Below are 18,194 nucleotides of genomic sequence, written 5' to 3' on the forward strand. Positions count from 1 at the left end.
CGTTGGGGTTCTACCGGGACGGGATGAGCATGACCGCGACACTTGACGAGCGCGCCGCGCCCGACGGCCGCGCCGAGGCCGCGCCGCCGGACGTGAGCCACGCCACGAGCATCGATCCCGAGCGGCTCGCCCTCTGCCTCGCCGTCATCGCCGAGGCCGAGGAGCTCGACCCGGAACATCCGGACGCGGTCGCCCTACGGCGGGCGACGGCGGGCCTCTTCAAGTCGGTGAAGCTGCGCCGCCGCAAGGACCGCCGCGACGCGATCCTCGCGAACGACCGCGCGGTGACCGCCGCGACCGCGACCGGCGCACCCAGCCGCATCGACGACGAGACCGCGGGCATCCCGCTGGCCACCGCGACGCAGGCACCGACCGCCGGCATCCTCAAGCAGCCGCGCGGCTGCTACATCTGCAAGCAGCGCTACGTGCAGGTCGACGCGTTCTACCACCAGCTCTGCCCGTCGTGCGCGGCGAAGAACCACGGCCACCGCGACGCGCGCACCGATCTGACCGGCCGCCGCGCCCTGCTCACCGGTGGCCGCGCGAAGATCGGCATGTACATCGCGCTGCGCCTGCTGCGCGACGGCGCGCACACCACCATCACCACCCGCTTCCCGAACGACGCCGTCCGGCGCTTCGCCGCGATGCCGGACAGCGCGGACTGGCTGCACCGCCTGCGGGTCGTCGGCATCGACCTGCGCGACCCCGCGCAGGTGGTCGCCCTGGCCGACTCGGTCGCGGCTCGCGGCCCGCTGGACATCCTGATCAACAACGCGGCCCAGACGGTACGCCGCTCGCCCGGCTCCTACTCGGCGCTGGTCGCGGCGGAGTCGGCGCCGCTGCCCGAGGGCACCCTGCCGGAGCTGGAATACCTCGGCGGCCACGCCTCCCCCGCACACCCGGCGGCCCTGACGGACGGCTCGAGCTTCAGCCCGCACGCCCTGACGGCGCTGGCGCTGACCGGCGGCTCGGCGACCCCGGAGCGGATCGCGGCGCTGACCGCGATCGACGCGGGCGGCCTGGTCCCGGACCTGGCACCGACGAACAGCTGGAGCGACCGCGTGCACGAGGTCGACGCCCTCGAGCTGCTCGAGGTCCAACTCTGCAACGTGACGGCCCCGTTCATCCTGGTCAGCCGCCTGCGCGCGGCGATGACGGCGTCGCCGCACCCGCGCCGCTACGTGGTGAACGTGTCGGCGATGGAGGGCGTGTTCGCCCGTGGCTACAAGGGCGCCGGCCACCCGCACACGAACATGGCGAAGGCCTCCCTGAACATGCTGACCCGCACCAGCGCCGACGACCTGTTCGCCGACGGCATCCTGATGACCAGCGTGGACACCGGCTGGATCACCGACGAACGCCCACACCCGACGAAGATGCGCCTGGCCGAGGAGGGTTTCCACGCCCCACTCGACCTGGTCGACGGCGCGGCCCGCGTGTACGACCCGATCGTCCGCGGCGAACAGGGCGAGGACCTGTACGGCATCTTCCTGAAGGACTACGCCCCCATCGCCTGGTGAACCCCGCTGCCGTTCTGCTCATGGCCTAGGCGTGATTGTCCGGGGACGTTGGTCGGGTCTAGGGATCGAGTGAACAGATGAAGGCCGGGCTGGAGGCCTTCATGTCCCACGCTGCCGCCGCGCCGGCCCCACGAGCGCGATTGCGGCCGGCGCGTCTGATCGTCGAAGGCGGCCGGTCACCCGCACGAGCAGCCGAACGCTAAGACGTGTCCTGGCGCACCGCGACCAATGGGCCCAGCGATACCGCGAGCACGGCGCTGCCGGCATGCACGACCGCTCGTCCCGCCCCCACCGGCAGCCGAACGCCACCCCGGCGCCGGTGGTGCGCAAGATCCTGCACCTGCGCCGTAAACGCCGCCTCGGACCGCGCCGCGAGACGGAAGCCAGCCCCCGGCGCAGGCCGTCATGATCGGCCCTGGGCGCCTGCGAACGACCGCCATCGAATCCGAACCCGCACCGACACCTTGGTCGGCGCCGGCCCACACCGCCCGGACCAGGTAGCAGCCGCGATGATCATCGGGGCTTGCCGGCCGCCGTTCCCGAAGCCCTTGCGCCCGGCGAACCGCACGCCGTAGACCTTCACACAGCCGATCACACCGCACCCACGCAGCGCGCGCGGACCAGTCCGTCAGCCCGGACCAGACTCACTCGCCGTCAGCGGGTCCGACGCTATCCGGCCGATGCCATGATGCGCGCGGACCAGTCCGTCAGCCCGGACCAGACTCACTCGCCGTCAGCGGGTCCGACGCTATCCGGCCGATTGCCGTCACGAAGGTGAACCCCGCCAGGAACGGCCCGGCGGTCAGCCCCGCCAGCCAGGCCCGGGCCCGGCCCTCGTCGAGGTGGCCGGCCCGCCAGGCCCGCTCCGCGACCGCCGGCATCCGCAAGATGGCCTCGGCGCTGCGGTAGTCGCGGAACAGGGCGACGGTGGCGTCGACGGACTCCACGATGAATCCGGCGTCCGACAGCAGCCGGCCGAGGCTGCGACCGATGCCGGCGTTACGGACCACGTGCCCGGTGACGAAGCCGGTGAAGGCGCGGCTGGTCGCGGCGTCGGTGGAGTCGATGGCCAGGGTGTCCCAGTCCGGTTCGGCCAGCGCGACGCGACCTCCGCGCCGAAGCACCCGCCGCAGCTCGGCCACCGCCGCCGCCGGATCGTCCACGTGTTGCAGCACCCGGTCGACGCGGGCCCGGTCGACGCTCGCCGGCCCGAGCGGCAGCGCGTGCGCGTCACCGGCCAGTATCTCGGCGCCCGGCGCCGCGCGGATCCGCCGCCGGGCCGCTTCCCGCATCCCGGGGTCCCGGTCCACGCCGATGACTCTGCCGCCCGGCCCGGCCGCCGCGACCATGGCGGGAAGATCGGTGCCGGGACCGCAGCCCACGTCGAGGACGACCTGACCCGGCCCGATCCGCAACTCCCCCAGCAGCCGCCGCTTGTAACGCCGCCCGACATCGCTCGCAGCAGCCTCGTCGAGATAGGAGATCTGACGCGCGGCACGCGCCGCGGCGGTCGTCCGGGTCATCACCGCAGCGAACCACAGCGGGTCGCGGCAATGGTGCTGCTCTTGTGCAGATTCGGTGTAGATCGATCCCAACCCGCGGCCGTCTCTCCTTCGCGCGGGCGGCCCGTGATCACCGCCGATGCGGCCGGCCTTGTCCCACACCGGGGCGTATCCGACGACTTGGCCCATCGCGGATGCGGCCGGTCGGCGAGCACTCCGTTAGAGACGATCTCGGTAGGCGGACATCCAGAGTGGAAGCCGGGAGGACATCACGCCGCCGCAGCAGCCGCAGCTCACAGGGAAGCGGATCGCGCCAACTGTTTCGTGGCAACGGTCGGCCTCCCAGGTGCCCGCCGGCCTGGCTCCTACCGGGCAAACGGGCCACTAGGTTCTGTCCCGCGGATCATGTCCGTCGGGGACCGCGCGTAACCAGTCGAGCATCTCGACCAGGTCGAGGGTGGCCTGGTAGTTGATGCCGAGTTTGTCGAATCTGGTGGCCAGCCCGCGCCAGTGTTTGCGCCGGTTGAAGCCGCGTTCGACTTGGTTGCGGCGGCGGTAGGCGTGCGGGTCGAAAGCGGCTGGGCGGCCGCCGTGAGAGCCGCGGCGTTTCCGGTTCGCGATCTGGTCGTTGGGTTCCGGGATCGTCGCGCGGATCCGTTTGCCGCGCAGCGCTTGCCGGTTCGCCCGTGATGAGTACGCCTTGTCGCCGGTGACCGACGCGGGCCGGGTGCGGGGCCGGCCGACACCACCGGGCCGGGGAACGCGGACCTGCTCGAGCAGCGGGATCAGCTGCCGGGTGTCAGCGGCTTGGCCGGGCGTGATGAGCGTGGCGAGGGACCGGCCACGGCCGTCGGCCAGGGTGTGGATTTTGGTGGTCAGCCCGCCGCGGGACCGGCCGATGCTTTCGCGTGCCTGAGTTTCGGCAACCGTCAGCCCCTTTTAGCGGCTCCGGCGGCGTGCTGGTGGGTACGCACGATGGTGGCATCGACCTGGGCGTCCCAGTCGATGTCGTCGTCGAGCTCGGCCAACGCGATCACTTCAGCTTTCATCCTGGCCCAGGTGCCGTCGGCGGCTCACCTGGTGAAGCGTTGATGCGCGGTCTTCCAAGGCCCGTAGCGTTCGGGCAGGTCACGCCAGGGCGAGCCGGTTCGTTTGACCCAGCAGATCGCGTTGATGACCTGCCGGTGATCGCGCCATTGCCCGCCCCGGACGGGCTGCGCCGGCAGCAACGGCTCCAGCACAGCCCATTCCTCGCTGCTCAGATCACCACGCGCCACACCGATTCAACGACCATCGTCCATGATCGCTACGCATGATCCGCGGGACAGAACCTAGTCGGCTGTTGCAACCACCGCCTAATTGCAGAGCTTTCTAATCAATAGTCATTTTCTGTAACCAGCGACGGGCGCCGATAAGTTGGCATGATCGACATTGATCGGGAAGGGACAACTGTCGGCCGACCCGAGATAATGAATACATGCGGCAACAGCTCCAATTCTTCAGTCGCGGCGAATTGGCCGCCATGCGCGACCGCACCGCATCCCGCAACTATTCCCCCGAGCGCGACCAGTTCCGGCGCGACCACGAGCGACACCGCAGATGGGGACTGACACAACGCCACGCCCGGCGCCTGCGCCAGCTACGCGACCAACACGATGACCACGCCGCACCAGACCCGACCGAGCCCCACACAACGAACCCGCCGCCGACCCGGGCAACCGGCCCCATCCACATCGAACAGACATCACCGGACCACACCTTGCCGACCAACCACGATCCGTCGCAGCGCAGCAATCAACCACGCACCGCACTCGCAGGCCTCGCCGAACCCGCCCAAGAGCACCACCCAGACCGGGACGCCAGCCAGCGGGAACCGGCCGGGGCGCACGCGCTGGGCGAGATCGCTGGCCAGCCGGAGCCCACCAGGGCGCACGCGCTGAGCGACGGCACTGGCCAGCCGCAACCCACCAGAGCACACACGCTGAGCGACGGCACTGGCCAGCCGCAACCCACCAGAGCACACACGCTGAGCGAGGGCGCTGATCCGAGGGAACCGGCCAGGAAACACCTGTCAGGCAAGGCCGTTGGCTGGCGACGGCCGGCGGGCGCCAATCGGGTGAGGCCGCTGGCCGGCAGGAAACCGGCCAGGGTGCACACGCCGGGCGAGGCCGCCGGTCGGCGGGAATCGGCCGGGACACACCCACCACGCAAGACCACCGACCAGCCGAAACCCGCCAGGGCGCGTCGGCTGCGCGAGACCACCGCCCAGCCGAAACCGGCCGGGACACACCCACCACGCAAGACCACCGACCAGCCGAAACCCGCCAAGGCGCGTCGGCTGCGCGAGGCGGCCGGCCGCATGGAGCCGGTTCAAGTGCGGGCCGCCGGACGGTTCCAAGCGTCAGGTGGAACTCACCGAGAAGGTTCGGGGAAGGATCCTGCGTTACCAGGTGAGTCATGTCCGGCCGGCACCCGCAGCCCTGCCCGCGGGCGGTGTCCTCCTGGGGAAGCACGCCGGCCGACATCCTCGCACCACCGCAGGGCTCGTCCGATACGACATCGACTGCCTGGCGCGGCCGCATCGACCCGCGCGGTGTCGCGGACCTCTGGCGGCCGGCGTCGGCCTGGTCGGCGGTGGGATCCTGGTCGGCGGCGTGCCGGCCCCGAGGATGGATGGGCATCGTGGTTCGGCGTGGTGCCGATCGATGGCAGCATGTCCCGATGGATGCCCCGCTCGTTGCCGCCCTTTCGTCAGTCGGTGTCGCCGCGCTTACCGTCGGGGTAAACGCATTGACCACCATTACCTCGCTGAAGACACAGCGTGAGAATACGAAAGCCACCTTGGATTCACAGCCTTCGCTTGTCCATCAACAGGAACAGGCATTGCGAGAACGCTCGCACGGGCAGGAGTTGCGGGAGCGGCGCGCGCCGATCTACGGCGCCATCGTCGAATGGACATATGCGTTGCTTGCCGCTCTCGCCGAGATGACGGCGGAGCACCCGCAGCTCGAACGGGACAGGTGGCACATCGAGCGTGCCGTGGAGGAGGAGATCGACCTCTACGCGTCGGATCTGGTGCACATCCGGTTCACCGCGCTGCGTGCGCTCCTGATCGGAGTCACCGAGGGATCGGTTTCGGTGGACTCGCCACTGCTGAGCTGGACCGAGCGCGACGGCAGGATCATCGAGACCAGCGAGGGCCGCACGGAGCGGCTCGACGATTGGCCGGCGCGGGACCGGCTCCGGCAGCTCGCGACGAGCCAGGCGATCGGCCTCGTTGCCGCCATCCGCGCCGAAATGCAAGGTGCCGGATACAGCGGCTACTTCTACACCTACCGGCTGGACCGGGAGTAGGTCCGCAGTGCGGAGGCGTCCGCGGGTGGGAGATCGACATGGACGAGATCATCGTGCGCGGCGTCGCCGCGGTTGCCGGCATGCCGCAGCTCGTGACGCACCTTGGTCTAAGGCATCGTCGCCTTGCCGCCACATCCGACATCGGGCACGCCGCGTCGCCACCGCCTCAAACCGCCGACGTCCCGGCCCCAGGACCAGCGGCGACCCTCCGCCGGATCCCACGCAGAAATCCGGTGAATGCCAGACGGTGGCATCGGGCACGCCACGCCGCCACCGCCTCAAACCGCCGAGGTCCCGGCCCCAGGACCAGCGGCGACCCTCCGCCGAATCCCACGCAGAAAATCCGGCGAGTGCAATCAGGCGGCCGCGCTGCGCGCGCTCAGGCGTGCGGAGGAAGTGCGCGGTAGGCCGGGCGCAGGGCTTCGATCAACGGGACCCCGCCCGGGCGCAGCGGCGGCGGGTCGAACTGGTCGAGCAGAAGGTCTGGACGCCCCGCGTCGGCGGACGGCGCGGCTACCTCCACCCACCCGGCGCCTCCCGTACCAGCGGCGGCTCCCGGACCGGCGGCGGCCTCCACGGTCCCCGGTCCCGGGACGGCGGCCGGGTAGATGGTTGCCGGGCCGCCCCAGAAGGCGGCCAGGTCGCCGAGGTCGCCGGACGAGGGCTCCGGCGGTGTCGGCGGTGGGGCGTGGGCGGTGGCGCCGCGTAGTTGGCTGAGGCGGGTGAGTAGTTCGTCGCGGGAGCGGCCGCGCCAGGCGAAGGCCGTGAAGGGGTCCGTCTCGAAGGAGCGGGCCAGCGCGTAGCACGTCGCCGCGAGGTGTGCGCACGGCATCGGCCAGCGTTCGCAGGTGCAGTCCAGGGCCACCTCGTCCAGCGACAGCGGCAGCAGCGTCACCCCGGCGCGGGCGAACACCTGGTCGATGTCCGCCGGCATGCGGCCCGCCAGCAGGTCGGCCACGTAGCGGGCCTGGGACGCCAGGTCGTCCTCGACGCGGGACCATTCGGCCGCGCCGAACGCGCGTACCGCGATGCGGGAGCGGAACGCGGTCGGGTCGTCCGGGCCGCGGACCTGGGCCGTCACCAGGCTGCTGGAGACGGTCAGGTGGCGCACGTGGCCGGCGCGGGCGTCGCGGCGGCCGCGGGCGAAGGTCGGCGCCATGCGCAGGGACTCGAACATGGCGATGAACGGCGCTGAGAGGTTGTCAGTCAACGACGGCCTCCGGTTCCAGGGCCAGCAGGGCGTGCAGGTCGTCGGTGCTCAGGGCGGTCAGCCAGCCCTCGCCGTTGCCGACGACGCGCTCGGCCAGCACGCCCTTGTCCGTGATCAGGCGGTCGATGCGCTCCTCCAGCGTGCCGAGGCAGACGAGGGTGTGTACCTGGACGTCGCGGTTCTGTCCGATGCGGAACGCCCGGTCGGTGGCCTGGGTCTCGGTCGCCGGGTTCCACCAGCGGTCGACGTGCACGACGTGGTTGGCCGCGGTCAGGTTCAGGCCGGTGCCGCCGGCCTTGAGCGAGAGCACGAAGATGCCCGGGCGGGTGTCCGCCTGGAACGCGGCGACCATTTCGTCGCGGGCCCGGCGCGGGGTGCCGCCGTGCAGGTAGCGGACCTCGACGCCGAAGCGGGCCGCGAGGTGCGGCGTCAGCATGGCGCCGAAGCGGGCGAACTGGGTGAAGCACAGCGCGCTCTCGCCGTCGGCGAGCGCCGCGTCGAGGATCTCCTCCAGGCGTTCGAGCTTGCCGGAGCGGCCGGGCAGTGGCGAGCCGTCGCCGAGCAGCTGGGCCGGGTGGTTGCAGACCTGTTTGAGCTTGGTCATCGCGGACAGCACGATGCCCTTGCGGCGGATCTCGGTCTCGTCGGTGAGCCGGTCGGTCATCTCGTTGAGCACGGCCTGGTAGAGGGTGGCCTGCTCGGTGGTGAGGCCGCACAGGTGCCGGGTGTGCCGCTTGTCGGGCAGGTCGTCGATCACCGCGGGGTCGGCCTTGACCCGGCGCAGCATGTACGGCCGGGTGGCGCGGCGCAGGCGGGCGGCGGCGTCCTCGTCCGCGTACCGCTCGATGGGCACCGCGTAGCGGGCGCGGAACGAGTGCGCGCTGCCGAGCAGGCCGGGGTTGAGGAAGTCCAGGATGGACCAGAGCTCGGCCAGGCGGTTCTCCACCGGGGTGCCGGTGAGCGCGACTCGGTGCCGGGCGTCGAGGCGGCGCACGGCCCGGGCGGCGGCGCTCGCGCCGTTCTTGATGTGCTGCGCCTCGTCGAGGACCACCCGGTCCCAGGGCACGGCGGCCAGCGCGTCGACGTCGCGGGTGGCCGTCGCGTAGGTGGTCAGCAGCACGTCGGCGCCGTCGAGCAGGTGGGCGGGGTCGGGGCGGTCGCTGCCGTGCAGGACGCGCACCCGCAGGTCCGGCGCGAACCGGGCCGCCTCGCGCACCCAGTTGCCCAGCACCGACAGCGGGCAGATCAGCAGGGTGGGCCCGCCGCGGCGGTGCAGGAGCAGCGCGAGCAGCTGCACGGTCTTGCCCAGGCCCATGTCGTCGGCCAGGCAGGCGCCGACGCCGAGGCCGTCGAGGAAGGCCAGCCAGGAGAAACCCCTTCGCTGGTACGGCCGCAGCTCCCCGACCAGGCCACCGGGCGGGTCGAGCAGCTCGAGCCGCTCGCCGAGGCGCCCGGCGAGCAGGTCGGCGAGCCAGCCCTTGCCGTCGACGGCCGTCACCGGCAGCGGCAGTTCCTCGGGCGGCAGCAGCCGGATCATCCGCAGCGCGTCGCCGGCGGTCATGGTGCCGCCGCCGCGCCGCAGGAACTCGAGCCCGGCCCGCAGGCGGCCCGCGTCGAGGTAGACCCAGCGCCCGCGGAGCCGCACCAGCGGCACCTTGGCCCGGGCCAGCTCGGCGAGCTCCGTCTCGGTCAGGGCGCGGCCGCCCAGCGCGAGGCCCCAGTTGTAGCCGACGATGCTCGCCAGGTCGGTCGCCTCGTCGCGCAGCACCGCCGCGACGTCCTCGCGGCCGCGGACCTCCAGGGACAGGCCGAGGCGCTGCGGCTCGCGCCACCAGGCCGGTAGCAGGACGCCGTAGCCGGCCTGTTCGAGCAGCGTCGCGTGGCTCAGGAAGCGGTACGCGCCCTCGGTGTCGAGGACCAGCTCGGCGGGGCGGGCGGTGCGCAGGGCCGCGTCGAGGTCGGCGTAGAGCCGGGCCGCCCGGCCGAGCCCGGCGATGAGCCGCTCCTGCGGGTGGTGGGTCCAGCGCCGCAGCGGGGCGCTGCGGTCGCGCCACACGTCGGCGGCGGTCACGAGCAGGCTGGGCTCGTCGGCCGGCTGCAGCAGGAACTCGAGCAGCCACGCGTCGCCGTCGGCGGCCGGCTCCGGCACGCCGGTGGCGTCGGGCTCGTCGGGCTCGAGCTCGGGCAGGAAGGTGAGCCGGAAGCAGACGCGCACGGCGGCGCCGCTGGTGGCCTCGGCGTGCCAGGCGTTCAGGGCGTCGGCGAGGGCGTCCAGCTCGTGGTGCGGCGGCGGGTCGAACTCGGGCTCCGCGGACAGGGCGGCGAGCCAGGCAGGACCTAGGGCGACGCCGGACTCGGCGAGCCGGGTGCGGACCAGGCCGTCGACAAGCCGGTGCAGCGCGGCGTGCAGCAGGTCGGGAGCCGGCAGCCCGCCGGCGTCGCCGGGACGGGCGCGCTCGGCCCGGCAGGCGGGCGGCATGCGGCGCAGCAGGTCGGCGTGGCGGGCCGCGTCGGGCCCGGTGAGCACGGGCCGCCACAGCGCCCGGGGCTGAGGCTCCGCGGCGTGCACGGCGGGCAGCACCCGGCCGCGGGCGACCAGGTCGGCCGCGAATGCGCACACCTCGGCCAGGTAGGCCAGCGAGGGCGCGGCGCGCGCGCCGTAGTCGTCGGCGAGGTCGTCGGTGACGAACGCGACGGCGGCGGCGGGCACCCGCCAGGGGCGCAGCCGGGGCCGGCCGCGGCGCGGCGGCAGCCCGAGCTGCGGGGACGGCAGCGGCCCGGCCGTGGTGGCGGGCAGCATCAGCGTCACCTCCCGGTCCGCGCCGGGCAGCGGGAGCGCCCGGGGGTGCACACCGCCGCGGGCGGCCGGGTCGGGCTCGTCGGTCTCGGCCCAGACGGCCAGGGCGCCGTCGCGCGCGATGAGGCCGTGCGCCACCACCGTCATGCGAGCCGCCAGACGATGTCCGGCGGCCGGACCCGGGCGCAGCGCGGCCCGCCCCGGTCGTCGGTGAGGCCGAGCCGGCCGACCAGCGAGGCGGTGCCGTCGTGCGCCGCGCGCAGCATCGGCGTGGGGATGTCGCCGAAGAGCAGCTTGGCCCGCCGGAACATCGCGAAGCTCCCGCCGTCGACCGCGCCCCAGCTGAGGTAGAGGAAGCGGGCGCCGGGCCGGCCGTGCACGTATGGCCCGCCGACGTCGAGCAGGCCGTCGACCTCGCGGCTGGCCACCTCGAGCTCCCAGGTGGCGCCGGCGGCGCCGGCCGGGACCCGCTCGATCACCTCGCTCCCCCGCTGCACGCCGACGTGCACGTTGCCGCGGCGCAGCTCGTCGGCCTGGTCGCCGGGGCGCTGCCCGGGCAGGTCGCTGCCCTCGATCCGGATATGCACGCCCTGAACTCTAGGCCGGGGCACTGACAGTTCAGACCACGGACAGCCGCCGGTCGCCGGTGCGCACCGGTAGGCGGATCGGGCCTCGCACGATGCTGGACGCGCGGCGGCGCAGCGGGCCGGCCCGGCGCAGGTCCGGCACCCGCTCCGCCAGCTTCTGCAGGGCGATCGTCGCCTCGAGCCGCGCGAGGGGCTGCCCGATGCAGTAGTGGATGCCGCTGGAGAAGGCCAGGTGGTCGGCGGTCGACGCGCGCCAGATGTCGAACTTCCCCGGGTCTTCGAACGCCTCCGGGTCGCGGTTCGCGGCGCCGATCAGCGTCACCACGAACTGGCCCCGGCGCACGCGCCGGCCCTCCAGTTCGAGGTCCTGGAGCGCGCAGCGGGCCGTACGCTGCACCGGTGGGTCGTAGCGCAGCGTCTCCTCGACGACGGCCGGCGCGAAGGCGGCCGGGTCCGAGACCAGCGCGGCCCACTGCTCCGGGTGTTCGAGCAGCGCGTTCACCGCGTTGCCGATCAGGTTGACCGTCGTCTCGAAGCCCGCGACCAGCAGCAGGTTGCACATCGGCACCATCTCGCGCGGCTGGATCTGGTCGCCCTCCGCCGCCACGATCCGGCTGATCAGGTCGTCGGCGGGCTCCCGGCGGCGCAGCACGAACAGCTCCTCGAAGAGCTCCCGCAGCGCCCGGTTGGCCGACCGCAGCCGGGCCGCGTGCGCCGGCGAGCGGACGCCGTCGAGCGCGCCGCCGATGATCGTGCCGTAGCGGGAGAACCGCTCGGCGTCGGCGTCAGGCACGCCGAGCAGGTCGGTGATGACCCCGATCGGCAGCGGCGCCGCGAGCGCCCGTACCAGGTCGAACTCCCGCGCCGCGAGCGCGGTGTCCAGCAGGTCGTCGACCGTGCGCTCGATCCGCGGCCGGTAGCCGGCCATCTGTTTCGGGCTGAACGCGGGCTGCGCCAGCCGGCGCAGCCGGGTGTGGTCGGGCGGATCCCGGTCGAGGAACGACATGTCGAACGAGTCGGCGACCGCCGGCGGTGCCGCCGGGTCCAGGTTGACGGCGCTCACCCCGAAGCGCCGGTCGCGCAGCACGGCGCTGCACACGCGGTGGCTGGTCGTCGCCCAGTTCCCGAGGCGGGTCGGCCCGAATCGCGGCATGCCCGCATAGATCGCGTACGGGTCGTCGCGGCCGGGCCGCAGGTGCAGCAGCGCCATCGGGTCGCGGCGCAGGTAGCCGTGGTAGAGGAAGTCGAGCCGGCGCGCGTACAGCCCGGCGGAGAACCTGACCGCGCGGACGAGGTCAGCCATGGTCGCGGAGCCAGGCGTCGATCAGCCCGTTGAAGTGGCCGAGGAAGCGCTCGTGCTCGTGCGGCGGGTACATCCCCCGGACGGTACCGTCCAGTAGCAAGCGGAACTCCTCGGATCCGACCCAGTCTGCGACCACGTCGTCGACGTGCCCCAGGTGCTTGGCGCAGAACTCCTGGTAGCGGTCGATCTCGAAGTACTCGTCGGCGAGCCGGCGGTAGCCCGCCAGCTTCTCGTCGTACGACAGCGACGGGTCGTCGGCGATCGCGAAGTACCGGGACGTGTCGGTGTCCAGCCGTGGCTTGCGGCCGGTGACCACGCAGTAGACGGTCCAGCGCAGCAGCGCCGACATCGCCCACGGGAAGTAGTAGTGCAGCGAGGTCACCGCCACGTCGGGGCAGGCGTTCGCGTAGTCGATAGGGTGCACGTCGGTGCCGCGGATCAGCGTCTCGCAGCTGTTGAACTCCCAGCGGAAGAACGCGTTGACCACCCGGGAGATGGCCACCACCTCGTCGCCGACGGCCGGGGTGAGGAAGTCGTGCGCCACCGCGTACCGCTCGTGCATGGGCAGCTCGGGGCGGAACTTCATCACCATGGTCTCGGGGCCGATGGTCAGCGACCGGGCGAAGACGTCGTAGTCCTCGACGGCCGCCTGCAGGTGCATGAGCCGCTCGCCGGACGCGTCGTACGCCGCGTGCAGCTCGGTGACGTCGCGGATCCGGGAGACGCCGACCCAGGCGCCGCCGTCGTACGGCTTCATGTACATCGGGTAGCCGATGGAGGCGGCCAGCGCCTCGAGGTCGAAGGCCTGGTTGTAGCGCTCGGAGGTGTACGCGTACCGGGCGTTGTCGAGGGGGTTCTTGAACGGCACCAGCACCGTCTCCGGCACCTTGAGCCCGAGCCGCATCATCGCGCAGTACGCGGCGTGCTTCTCCATGGCCTGGAACGTGAACGGGCTGTTCAGCAGGTACACGTCGTCCATCAGCGCGATCTTCTTGAGCCACTCGCGCGGGTGGTAGTACCAGTAGGCGAGCCGGTCGATGACCAGGTCGTGGCGCGGCGAGTCGCGCAGGTTGAACGGCTCGATGGTGACCCGCACGCTGCGGGTGAGGTGGGTGCGGCCCTGGTCGTCGGTGACCGCGCCGATCCGGCGCAGCATCGCCTCGTACGCCCGTGGCCAGTCGTCCTCGGTGCCCAGCAGCAGTCCGATGGTGTGCTCGACGTCGGCCATTGGCGCCTCCCGCTAGATGAACACCTTCTGCAGCAACCTGGTCAGGTCCGGGTCGAGGGCGTCGCGCCAGCCGGTCCAGTTGTGCGCGTCGGGAACCTCGCCGAAGCTCACGGTGTAGCCCTGCCGGCCCAGCACCGCGGCCATGTCGCGATTGTTCGCCAGGTTCTCCTCGACCGCACCACAGGTGATGGCCGTGGGCACGCCGGCGTCGAAGGACTCGGCCCGCCGGACCCGGCCGGTGAACCGGACTATGCGCAGGTAGCGCCGGAACCCGGACTCCTGCCGGTCGAAGCGCGGCTGGAAGAAACTGCCCGACTGCAGGAACAGCGCCGCGAAGCGTTCCGGGTGGCGGCGCTGCGCGTGCAGCATGGCCAGGGCGCCGAGGCTGGCGCCGGCGCCGACCACGGGCCGGTCGGTGCCGAGCTCGGCGGCCAGCTTCGGCAGGACGTCGCGGGCCAGCGACTTCGCGTACGCCGGACTGGCCGAGTACCACTCGAAGCGCTCGCCGGGCGGCAGCAGCACGAGGTGGTACGGCGGCACCCGCCCCGCGCCGATCATGGCGCCGGTGTAACGCCCGATCTCGCCGTACCGGTGGAAGTCGGGCCCGTCGTGCGCGACCAGGACCCGATCCGTCCGGGTGTCCGGCGACCAGATCCGGGCGATCATCTCGCCGCGCAGCGCGGGCAGCGGCAGGTAGACCTCCCGCCACCGGCCGGCGGCCTGCGGCAGGTGCAGCCAGTCGGGCTCGCGGTAGTCGGGGCACCAGAGCACGGAGGCCTCGCCGCTGCGCCGCGGGTTGTCGGGGTCGCGGACGAGCTCGCTGGTGCCGTCGGGATGGCCGAGCTCCAGGCGGTACTCGACGCGCCGCACCGGCGGGCGGGGCAGCCGCAGCTCCCAGCTGCGCCGCTCGGCGTCGTAGGAGAAGTCGCCGGCCGCGGCCGCGGAGCTCAGCCGTACGGACTTGAGCCGGTGCTCGTGATCATGGAGTCGGAAGCAGATCTCGGCGTTCGCGCACCACGCACCGACCGCCGGTTCCATGACGGCACCATAACCGGCGCGAGGCTCCGTCGCCCACGGGGCTAAGGGGTGTATGTCTGTGGGCGGGAGGAACCGGGCGGCAGGCCGAACATCTCGGTCAGGCCGGTGATCCGCAGTTGCCGGTGCACGAACTCGCTCGGGTTGCGCAGCAGGAACCGGGTGCCGGTGTCGCGGGCGGCGTTGTGGCCGGCCACCAGAGCGCCGACGCCCATCGAGTCCATGAAGGTGACGAACGTGAGATCGACGATCATCATCACCGGGCGCTCCGCCTGCAGGGCGCCGAGCACCGTCCTGCGCAGCGCGTCCACTGTCGCCGCGTCGAGGGAGCCGCGGACCTCGACCACGATCGCGCCGTCCGCCTGGCGCCGCGTGGTCATCACGGCCTCGCCCATGTACCCCGACCTTTCGAACCAGCTAGCCCGTCGGCTCACGGTACAACGCCCTCCGGTGCCCCCGCAGGCTGCCCGGTGTTTCCGTGACCAGGGCGGACACCACGTCCGCCACAGAGGGCGACGAGAAAATCACGCATCACCGGCATCAACGCCGACCACTGCGGGAAAGTAGGCAGCATCCGGCGGATCCGCTGGTGAGAGGCGCGCGGCCGACGCATGTGGAGGATGGTCTCAGCATGGTGAATGGTTCGAACCAACGCCCGGGAATCTTCGCGGTCCGCGACGTGGGGTCGCTGATCTCCGAGACGACCGAGGAGGGACACGGGCTCAGGAAGACGGTCAGCGCCACCCATCTGACCGCCATGGGCGTCGGCGCGATCATCGGCACCGGCATCTTCGTGGTGATCGGCGAGGGCGCCTCGGTGGCCGGCCCGGCGGTCATCCTCTCCTTCGTGCTGGCCGCGGTCGCCTGCGCGTTCTCCGCCCTCTCGTACGCCGAGCTGGCCTCGTCCATCCCGGTCGCCGGCAGCGCCTACACCTACACCTACGCCACGCTGGGCGAGATCGTCGCCTGGATCATCGGCTGGGACCTGATCCTGGAGTACGGCGTCTCGGTCGCCGCGATCGCGGTCGGCTGGGGCGGCAACCTCAACGCGTTCCTCGACGCCGCGTTCGGGGTGGCCCTGCCGGACGCCATCTCCAAGTCGCCCGAGGACGGTGGCGTCTTCAACCTGCCCGCCGTCTTCATCGTCCTGGCCATCACGCTGCTGCTGGTGCGGGGCGTCACCGAGAGCACCCGGGTCAACCTGGTCATGGTCGGGGTCAAGCTGACGGTGCTGCTGTTCTTCATCGTGGTGGCGCTCTTCAACTTCGGCACCGGCAACTTCCACCCGTTCGCGCCGTCCGGGGTCGACGGGGTCACCTCGGCCGCCGCGATCATCTTCTTCGCCTACATCGGCTTCGACGCCGTCTCGACCGGCAGCGAGGAGGCCCGCAACCCGGCCAAGGACCTGCCGCTGGCGATCATCGGCTCGCTCGCCATCTGCACGGTCTTCTACGTGCTGACCGCGATCGGCGCGATCGGCATCGCCAGCCCGGAGCAGCTCGCCTCGAGCGACGCGCCGCTGGCCGCGGCGCTCGACCAGGGCGCCGGCATGAGCTGGGCGGCCTCGATCCTGGCCCTCGGCGCGGTCGTCGCCATCACCAGCGTCGTCCTGGTCATCCTGTACGGCCAGACGCGCATCTTCTTCGCCATGTGCCGCGACGGCCTGCTCCCGGAGCGGCTGGCCACGGTCAACCAGCGCTACGGCACCCCGGCCCGGCTGACCATCGGCCTCGGCGTGCTCATCTCGATCCTCGCGGCGCTGGTGCCGCTCTCCGAGATCGTCAAGCTGGTCAACATCGGCACGCTGTTCGCGTTCGTGCTGGTCAACGTCGGCGTGATCATCCTGCGCCGGACCCGGCCCGAGATGCCCCGGCCGTACCGGGTGCCGTGGTCGCCGGTGCTGCCGATCCTCGGCGTGCTCTTCGCGGTCTACCTGATGTCGGACCTCCCGCTGAGCACCTGGATCCGCTTCATCGTCTGGCTGATCCTCGGCCTGGCCATCTACTTCCTGTACGGCTACCGCCACTCCCGGCTGCGCCGCCGCGCCGCGGCGCCGGACGGGGAGTCCCAGTGACCGCCCCGGTCATCGTCGGCGTCGACGGCGCCGAGGCGGCCGAGGACGCCCTGCGGCTGGGCCAGTGGACGGCGCAGACGCTGGACGCCCCGCTGATCGTCGCGGTCGTGCATCCGGCGCCGTCCGCGCTCGGCTCGGGCCGGGTCGACGCCGAGTGGGTCGCCGACCGGCACCGGGCCGCGACGGCGGTGCTCGACGGCGCCCGCGCGGTGCTCGCCGGCGCGACCGGCGACATCGCGTACCGGGTGATCGCCTCCACCTCGGCCGCGCACGGCCTGCACGATCTCGCCGAGGAGCTGACCGCGGAGGTGATCGTGGTCGGCTCCGGGCGGGCCGGCAGCCGACACCGGCTCTTCGCGGGCAGCACCGCCGAGCGGCTGCTGGCCGGCAGCGTCTGCCCGGTCGCGGTCGCGCCGGCCGCGATGGAGACGCCGCCCGGCGCGCTGGGCCGGATCGGCGTCGCCTACGTGGACACCCCCGACGGCCGGGCGGCGCTCGCGGCGGCGGCCCGGCTGGCGGCGCGCACCGGCAGCCCGCTGCGGCTGTACACGGTGGTCGCGGACGCCGACGCCGCCATGCCGTTCCTGGTCGGGCAGGACGCGGAGCACGCCTTCCTGGAGACCGCCCGGGAGACCTACGAGCTGGCGCTGGGCCGGGCGGCCGAGTCCGTGGCGGGCGTGCAGACCGACTGGGAGATCCGGGTCGGCGACGTGGTCGAGTCCCTCGCCGACCTGGACGACGTCGACGTGCTGTTCTGCGGTTCGCGGGGCTACGGCCCGGCCCGGCGGGTGCTGCTCGGCGGGGTCTCGACCCGGCTCGTGCGCCGCGCCCGCCGCCCGCTGGTGGTGGTACCGCGCAGCGCCGCCGGTCAGACCTGAGCCACCGCCGGCGCCGCTTCCGGCGCCACCCGGCGCACGCCGCGGATCAGCAGGTACCCGACCATCCAGAGCTCGCCGACGGACGCGGGATACGTAAGCGCCTCGGCGATGACCTGAGCGTCGGGGGCGAGGTACTCGACGAACGCGCTGAGCACATACCCGGCACCGCCGCCGACGAGGAGCCAGCCGAGGGCGCGGGGCATCCAGCCCGACCGCAGCACGCACCAGCCCATCGGGATCAGCCACAGGCCGAAGAACAGCGCCCCGACGCCCCACAGGTTGTCGTCGACCAGTTGCAGAACCTGGACGGTGGCCACCGCGTCGCCGACCGGGTCGGCCGCCACCTCGACCGCCGTGGCCAGCAGCGCCGTGCTCATGATGCCCACGACCGCGTTGACCAGTCCGAAGGCGGCGATCCCACTCGCGGCGAAGGAGTTCACGGTTCGGAACAGTCGGTAGAACCAGACCGCGGCGAGGGTCTGGGTGATGACCATGCCGAGGTACATGGCGATGCCGACGCGGGCGAGAGACTCGTGCGCGACCAGGTTGGCCGGCGTCGCACCGGGATCGCCTACGTCGAACAGCCGCGAGCGGATGACAATGAACCCGAGCACACTGGTGACGGCGTTGCCGAGGTAGAACAGCCCGGTGATGCGGGCGGTACGCCTCAGCTCTTCTGGTTGCATGATCCCTCCTCGATCTCGGG

At 72.3% G+C, this 18,194-nt stretch carries 14 protein-coding genes and 1 pseudogene; 5 read left to right on the forward strand and 10 right to left on the reverse strand.

The annotated features are described in order from the left end of the window. Positions 1 to 29 precede the first annotated feature (29 nt). Positions 30 to 1,520 (forward strand): SDR family NAD(P)-dependent oxidoreductase, encoded by a 1,491-nt coding sequence (locus tag ACIBSW_RS07305; protein ID WP_354727148.1) that lies wholly within the window; start codon positions 30 to 32, stop codon positions 1,518 to 1,520. Positions 1,521 to 1,731: 211 nt separating this feature from the next. Beyond that, the gene (locus ACIBSW_RS07310) at positions 1,732 to 1,929 is read left to right on the forward strand and encodes a leucine zipper domain-containing protein (RefSeq protein WP_404799310.1); all 198 of its coding nucleotides are present in this window, start codon (positions 1,732 to 1,734) and stop codon (positions 1,927 to 1,929) included. Between the two features lie 298 nt (positions 1,930 to 2,227). Here the strand turns inward: ACIBSW_RS07310 and ACIBSW_RS07315 are convergent, their stop codons facing one another. Both ACIBSW_RS07315 and ACIBSW_RS07320 read right to left on the reverse strand, forming a co-directional pair. Then, positions 2,228 to 3,043, reverse strand: coding sequence for a methyltransferase domain-containing protein (locus tag ACIBSW_RS07315; RefSeq protein WP_354727146.1), 816 nt, complete (start codon positions 3,041 to 3,043; stop codon positions 2,228 to 2,230). 363 nt (positions 3,044 to 3,406) lie between these two features. Continuing rightward, positions 3,407 to 4,299: pseudogene (locus ACIBSW_RS07320) on the reverse strand (IS5 family transposase). Positions 4,300 to 5,743: 1,444 nt separating this feature from the next. Between ACIBSW_RS07320 and ACIBSW_RS07325 the strand changes: the two are divergent. Further along, positions 5,744 to 6,376, forward strand: coding sequence for a hypothetical protein (locus ACIBSW_RS07325; protein ID WP_354729490.1), 633 nt, complete (start codon positions 5,744 to 5,746; stop codon positions 6,374 to 6,376). 379 nt (positions 6,377 to 6,755) lie between these two features. Here the strand turns inward: ACIBSW_RS07325 and ACIBSW_RS07330 are convergent, their stop codons facing one another. From ACIBSW_RS07330 to ACIBSW_RS07360, 7 genes are read right to left on the reverse strand one after another with little or no spacing between them, the layout of a single operon-like run. Beyond that, the gene (locus ACIBSW_RS07330) at positions 6,756 to 7,586 is read right to left on the reverse strand and encodes a hypothetical protein (protein ID WP_354729488.1); all 831 of its coding nucleotides are present in this window, start codon (positions 7,584 to 7,586) and stop codon (positions 6,756 to 6,758) included. Next, positions 7,579 to 10,530: a DEAD/DEAH box helicase gene (locus ACIBSW_RS07335; RefSeq protein WP_354729486.1), complete on the reverse strand. Its 2,952-nt coding sequence runs from the start codon at positions 10,528 to 10,530 to the stop codon at positions 7,579 to 7,581. The genes ACIBSW_RS07330 and ACIBSW_RS07335 overlap by 8 nt, the downstream gene beginning before the upstream one ends. Then, on the reverse strand, positions 10,527 to 10,970 hold the full coding sequence (locus tag ACIBSW_RS07340; RefSeq protein WP_354729484.1) for a DUF5990 family protein: 444 nt from the start codon (positions 10,968 to 10,970) through the stop codon (positions 10,527 to 10,529). Before ACIBSW_RS07340 ends, ACIBSW_RS07335 begins: the two co-directional genes overlap by 4 nt. A gap of 31 nt (positions 10,971 to 11,001) precedes the next feature. Beyond that, positions 11,002 to 12,273: a cytochrome P450 gene (locus tag ACIBSW_RS07345; protein WP_354729482.1), complete on the reverse strand. Its 1,272-nt coding sequence runs from the start codon at positions 12,271 to 12,273 to the stop codon at positions 11,002 to 11,004. Next, on the reverse strand, positions 12,266 to 13,501 hold the full coding sequence (locus tag ACIBSW_RS07350; RefSeq protein ID WP_354729480.1) for a hypothetical protein: 1,236 nt from the start codon (positions 13,499 to 13,501) through the stop codon (positions 12,266 to 12,268). Before ACIBSW_RS07350 ends, ACIBSW_RS07345 begins: the two co-directional genes overlap by 8 nt. Positions 13,502 to 13,513: 12 nt before the next feature. After that, complete coding sequence (locus ACIBSW_RS07355; protein WP_354729478.1) at positions 13,514 to 14,539, reverse strand: alpha/beta hydrolase-fold protein; 1,026 nt, start codon at positions 14,537 to 14,539, stop codon at positions 13,514 to 13,516. A gap of 41 nt (positions 14,540 to 14,580) precedes the next feature. After that, on the reverse strand, positions 14,581 to 14,931 hold the full coding sequence (locus ACIBSW_RS07360) for an STAS domain-containing protein (protein WP_354729476.1): 351 nt from the start codon (positions 14,929 to 14,931) through the stop codon (positions 14,581 to 14,583). 236 nt (positions 14,932 to 15,167) lie between these two features. Between ACIBSW_RS07360 and ACIBSW_RS07365 the strand changes: the two genes are divergently transcribed. Together ACIBSW_RS07365 and ACIBSW_RS07370 are read left to right on the forward strand one after the other, a co-directional pair. After that, positions 15,168 to 16,610 carry an amino acid permease gene (locus tag ACIBSW_RS07365; RefSeq protein WP_354729474.1) on the forward strand — a complete coding sequence of 481 codons (1,443 nt, stop codon included), beginning with the start codon at positions 15,168 to 15,170 and terminating at the stop codon, positions 16,608 to 16,610. Continuing rightward, the gene (locus tag ACIBSW_RS07370; protein ID WP_354729472.1) at positions 16,607 to 17,488 is read left to right on the forward strand and encodes a universal stress protein; all 882 of its coding nucleotides are present in this window, start codon (positions 16,607 to 16,609) and stop codon (positions 17,486 to 17,488) included. The genes ACIBSW_RS07365 and ACIBSW_RS07370 overlap by 4 nt, the downstream gene beginning before the upstream one ends. On the opposite strand, the gene ACIBSW_RS07375 is transcribed toward ACIBSW_RS07370, so the two are convergent. After that, complete coding sequence (locus ACIBSW_RS07375; RefSeq protein ID WP_354729470.1) at positions 17,479 to 18,174, reverse strand: DUF4386 domain-containing protein; 696 nt, start codon at positions 18,172 to 18,174, stop codon at positions 17,479 to 17,481. The two genes, ACIBSW_RS07370 and ACIBSW_RS07375, sit on opposite strands and share 10 nt — an antisense overlap. Positions 18,175 to 18,194: the final 20 nt, after the last annotated feature.

It is taken from the genome of Actinoplanes sp. NPDC049668 (assembly GCF_044465445.1).
Classification (GTDB): domain Bacteria; phylum Actinomycetota; class Actinomycetes; order Mycobacteriales; family Micromonosporaceae; genus Actinoplanes.